At 70.4% G+C, this 4269-nt stretch carries 4 protein-coding genes; 1 reads left to right on the top strand and 3 read right to left on the bottom strand.

The genetic code is table 11. The annotated features are described in order from the left end of the window. Positions 1-88: 88 nt before the first annotated feature. Positions 89-688 carry a TetR/AcrR family transcriptional regulator gene (locus tag ACYP33_RS24285; RefSeq protein WP_459624255.1) on the bottom strand — a complete coding sequence of 200 codons (600 nt, stop codon included), beginning with the start codon at positions 686-688 and terminating at the stop codon, positions 89-91. 230 nt (positions 689-918) lie between these two features. Then, positions 919-2058 (bottom strand): diguanylate cyclase domain-containing protein, encoded by a 1140-nt coding sequence (locus tag ACYP33_RS24280; protein ID WP_414440792.1) that lies wholly within the window; start codon positions 2056-2058, stop codon positions 919-921. 392 nt (positions 2059-2450) lie between these two features. On the opposite strand from ACYP33_RS24280, the gene gcvA reads away from it, so the two are divergent. After that, positions 2451-3383, top strand: a complete 933-nt coding sequence (gene gcvA / locus ACYP33_RS24275) for a transcriptional regulator GcvA (RefSeq protein ID WP_459624254.1) — start codon at positions 2451-2453, stop codon at positions 3381-3383. Between the two features lie 190 nt (positions 3384-3573). Here gcvA and ACYP33_RS24270 read toward each other — a convergent pair whose 3' ends face one another. Continuing rightward, complete coding sequence (locus tag ACYP33_RS24270) at positions 3574-4257, bottom strand: pyridoxamine 5'-phosphate oxidase family protein (protein WP_459624257.1); 684 nt, start codon at positions 4255-4257, stop codon at positions 3574-3576. Positions 4258-4269 lie beyond the last annotated feature (12 nt).

Genomic DNA, 4269 nt, shown 5'->3' with positions numbered 1-4269 from the left:
CTGGAGCCTGAGAGACCGCGCCCCGCGCGCCGGGCAAGCCCCGGCGCGCGGCAACGCGCACCCGGTATCGGCCCCCCCTCGATCCACCTTATTCGAACGCCACGGCCTCGTGCGCTGGCTTGCGGCTGCGCGCGGCGATCAGGCATTCGGCGGCTTGCCACGCGTCGCCGGCAGCCTGCTCGCGCTCGCCCGCGGTGGCCGCGAGGATCGCCCCATCCAGCAACATCACGAGCTGCCGCGCGAGCGGCCCGGCCTCGGCCGGCGCAACGAGTTCGCCGAGCAGATCCTGCATGAAGCGGCGCAAGCCTGCCTTTTGCGCGAGCGCGAGACGGGCCGGCTCGCCGTTATCGCCGTTATCGCCGTGGAATTCCGACCACGCGCCCACGAACAGGCAGCCCGTGAAATCGGGCGAGGTGAACCAGCCGTGGTGCCAGTCGAACACCGCGCGCAGACGCTCGACGGCGGTGCCGTGCGCGCCGGCCGCGTCGGCCATCGATTGCCGCGTGGCGCCGGCCCGCTGCGACAGCACCTCGCAGATCAGGTCGTGCTTGGAGGGGAAATGGCGGAACAGCGTCATCTTGGCGACGGCCGATTCCTTGATGATCCGGTCGATCCCGACGGCGTGATAGCCGTGGGCGGCGAACAGGCGAGTGGCGGTGTCGACGATGCCTTGCTTTTTTGCGCTCATGCCTCGGGCGTCCTGTGGTCGCCCGGGCTGGCCGGCGCGCCCGGAGATCGAGCGTCGCATCCCGCCGGGCGCGTCAGGCGGCGCGGGGCGGGAAACCGGGCGAGACGCACAGCCTACCGTGGAAGCGAGCCGTCACGGCCCGCCGTGGCGCGGCCGCGACGCAGGGCGCGCGCCGACTTGTTGCGGTCATGGAAGCAAGGGCGCGAGCCGAATCGCGCTGGGGCCGACGCTCAGGCAGCGGTTTCGGTGTCGCCGCGCTTGTTGTTGCGCTTGGCGTCGTACATCGCCGCGTCGGCGATGCGCAGCAGCGTGTCGATATCGGTGTCGCGGGCCGTGACGGGCGCGATGCCGACGCTCGCGCCGACCGTCGCGACGATGTCGCCGCCCAGTTCGATCGGCTTGGCGATTTCCAGCGCGATGGTGCGGGCGAAGTCGCGCGGCGTGCCGTACGCGTCGCATTCGTCGACGATCACGAATTCGTCGCCGCCCATGCGCGCCACCAGCGCGTCCTTGCCAGCGAGCCGGCGCAGCCGTTCGGCCACCTGCGCGAGCAGCATGTCGCCGGCCTCGTGGCCGTAGGCGTCGTTGACGGGCTTGAAGCCGTCGAGGTCGAGATAGAACAGCGTCATGCCGGCGCGCATGCGCGTGCGCACCTTGCCGTTGGCGGCCTGGAACAGGCCGGCGCGGTTGAGCAGGCCGGTCAGCATGTCGTGATGCGCGCGGTGGTTGTTCTCGCGCTCGGCCTTCATGGTGGAGATCAGCATCGCGTTGAGGCGGCGCGCGGCGACGCTCATCGCGAACAGGTAGAACGGGATCTGGATCAGCGACAGCCACAGCACCTTTTCGCCCGACAGCAGCGAGCCGAGCGCGCACGGGCCGAGCGACAGCACGATCATCACGGCGACCAGCCGCGGCGCGGCGAAATTGCGGAAGCAGATGCCGCCCACCATCGCGGCGGCCGACAGGAACGAGAGCGTGGCCGCCACCCAGTCGCCGCTCAACGCGCTGATGAACGCGCCATAGCCCACCGATGCGCCCCACAGCGGCGCGAGGTTCAGATAAAGGTCGGTGGGGGTATCGCGGTGTTGGAGCGCGCGGCGGCGCGACAGCACCAGCACCACCAGGCGGATCGCGCAGATCAGGATTTCGCCGATCAGCCAGATGCGGAACGGCAGCGAAGGGTGACGCGATTCGAGCGCCCAGGCCACGGCGATGGTATTGAATACGCCGCCGAAGAAGATCGGCAGCGTGCCGAACAGGGTGCCGACGAGCGCGACGCGGATTTCCGGCGGCATGTCCTGGCCCGGTTCGGCCAGCCATCTCGCCAGCCGCCCGCGAGGCAACGAATACACTTCGGTCCTGCTCTGCACTTGACGTACCTTCGTCGGATCGCGGCCGGCACACGGCGAGCCGGCGGCGCTTATTTGGAATCGGACAGGCGATGGAGGTGGCTTGCATGCCGTGCCTCGAAGAGGCGGCACGCCGTCGGACCCCGCCGTCCGCCGTGGCGGACGGTTCCGACGCTCGCGCGGGCGCCGAGCACCCTGCCTGCGTGGCGGCGCTGTTTGCGCCGTGTGCAAGTCTACCAGCCCGGAGGCGGGGCGAAAAACGCGGTTCGATGATTCGGTTTGCTCGATGTTGCCGGCACGATCGCGTGGGCTTCGTGCCCCGGCGCTGCTTGCCTTGCCGGGGCGCGACGCCCGGCCGGCGCTAGAATGCCTGCTTCGCGCCGCCCCGCCTTTTGCCCTGTTCGCCGCCCATCATGTCGCGCTCCGCTCGCCACCACCGCCTGCCGCCGCTGAACGCCCTGCGCGCGTTCGAGGCCGCCGCGCGCCACCTCAATTTCCGGCTCGCCGCCGAAGAGATCGGCGTGACGCAAGGCGCTGTGGCGCAGCAGGTGCGCCACCTGGAGGACGTGCTGCAGCGCCGGTTGTTCGAGCGGCTGCCGCGCGGGCTCGCGTTGACGGCCGATGGCCGCGCCTATTTCCCGGCCGTGCAGCGTGCTTTCACGATCGTTGCGGACGCAACCGATACGCTGACCCGCCAGGCCTCGACGCTGACCATCACCACCGCGCCGTCGTTCGCGTCGAAGTGGCTGATTCCACGTCTCGCGCGTTTGCGCGAATCGCATCCGACGCTGGAAGTGCGGGTGATCGCCGATGAAAAACTGGCGACGTTTCGCGGCGACGGCGTGGATATCGCGATCCGGCTCGGCAAGCCGCCGTTCGGCAAGGGGCTGGCGGCCGAGCTGCTGTTTCCGCTCGACGTGTTCGCGGTGGCCGCGCCGGTGCTGCTCGACGCTTCGCCGCCGGTGCGATGCGGCAGCGATCTGGCCGCGCATGTGCTGCTGCACGATGCGCATGACCTGTGGCCCGAGTTTCTCGATGCGCTGGCGGCGGGGCCGGGTGTCGACGCGGGCAAGGGGCCGCGTTTCAACCAGTCGTCGCTGGCGATCGACGCGGCCATCGACGGGCAAGGCATCGCGCTGATGAGCGAGCCGCTGGTCGAGCGCGACATCGCGGCCGGGCGGCTGCGCCGCGTGCTCGATTTTTCGTTCCCGTTGTCGCTCGGTTTCTATGTGGTGTATCCGCAAGCGGCGGCCGACACCGAGGCGCGGCGCGCGTTGCGCGAATGGCTGCTTGCGCAGCGAGATCAGGATCGGCGCAGCCATGGGACGGACGCGTTGCGGATCTGAGTGGGGCAGGCGGTGCGCTGGGTCGCTCAGGACGGTTCAGGGGTGCTCAGGGTGCTCGGGGTGCTCGGGGTGCTCAGGGTGCTCAGGGTGCTCAGGGTGCTCAGGGTGCTCAGGGTGCTCAGGGTGCTCAGGACGCTCAGGACGCTCAGGACGCTCAGGACGCTCAGGACGCTCAGGACGCTCAGGACGCTCAGGGCGCGACCCAGCCGCCTCGCCAGCCTTGTGCGCCATCCGCGCTCCGTGTGTTCGCCACGCCTTGCGTGCTCCCGATGCTTCCGATGCCCGCAGCATTCCCGGCGCCTCCAGCGCCTTGCCCACCCTCCGCGTCATACACGAAGCGTGCGCGGCGGTGGCCATCCGCCGCCAGATCGAGCCAGTCGATCGCGTCGATGCGCACGTCGATCACGGCAAACTGCGCGAACCCTTCCATCGCATCGATCTCGGCCCCGTCCGGCGCGGCCGGCGGATGTGCGTCGGTCGGCTCGGCCACCGGCGTGCCCGGCGGCAGCGGCGCGCGATAGAGGATCAGCGTGCGCGGCCGGCTCGATCGCCAGATCGCGAGCCGCTCGGCTTCGCTCGCGCGCAGGCTGGCGACGCCTTCGGCGCGGATCTGCAAGCCGTTGGCGAGATCGCAGCCGACCAGCGCGAGGCGGCCGTCGCGGGCGATTTCGGCGGCCTTGGCCGAGCGCGCGTCGGTATGGAACATCAGCGTGCGGGCCGCGCGATCCACGCCGCGCAGCACCACGGTGCGCACCTGCGGCGCGCCGTCGAGGCCGAGCGTGGCCGCCTGCAGCATCGTGAACGGCGAGCGCTCGCGGCCTGCGTTCGCGCCTTCGTCGAGCAGGTTCCAGATGCGGTCGAGCAGATTGATCATGGCGGGCAGCGG

This window comes from Burkholderia sp. 3C (assembly GCF_054589155.1).
Note: the sequence above shows the minus strand (reverse complement) of the source record. Positions and strands in the feature narration are given on the sequence as shown.

What these genes read in the sequence shown, in the direction of transcription:
- ACYP33_RS24285 (WP_459624255.1), bottom strand. Translation starts at nt 688, where the DNA reads ATGAGCGCAAAAAAGCAAGGCATCGTCGACACCGCCACTCGCCTGTTC.
- gcvA (WP_459624254.1), top strand. Translation starts at nt 2,451, where the DNA reads ATGTCGCGCTCCGCTCGCCACCACCGCCTGCCGCCGCTGAACGCCCTG.
- ACYP33_RS24270 (WP_459624257.1), bottom strand. Translation starts at nt 4,257, where the DNA reads ATGATCAATCTGCTCGACCGCATCTGGAACCTGCTCGACGAAGGCGCG.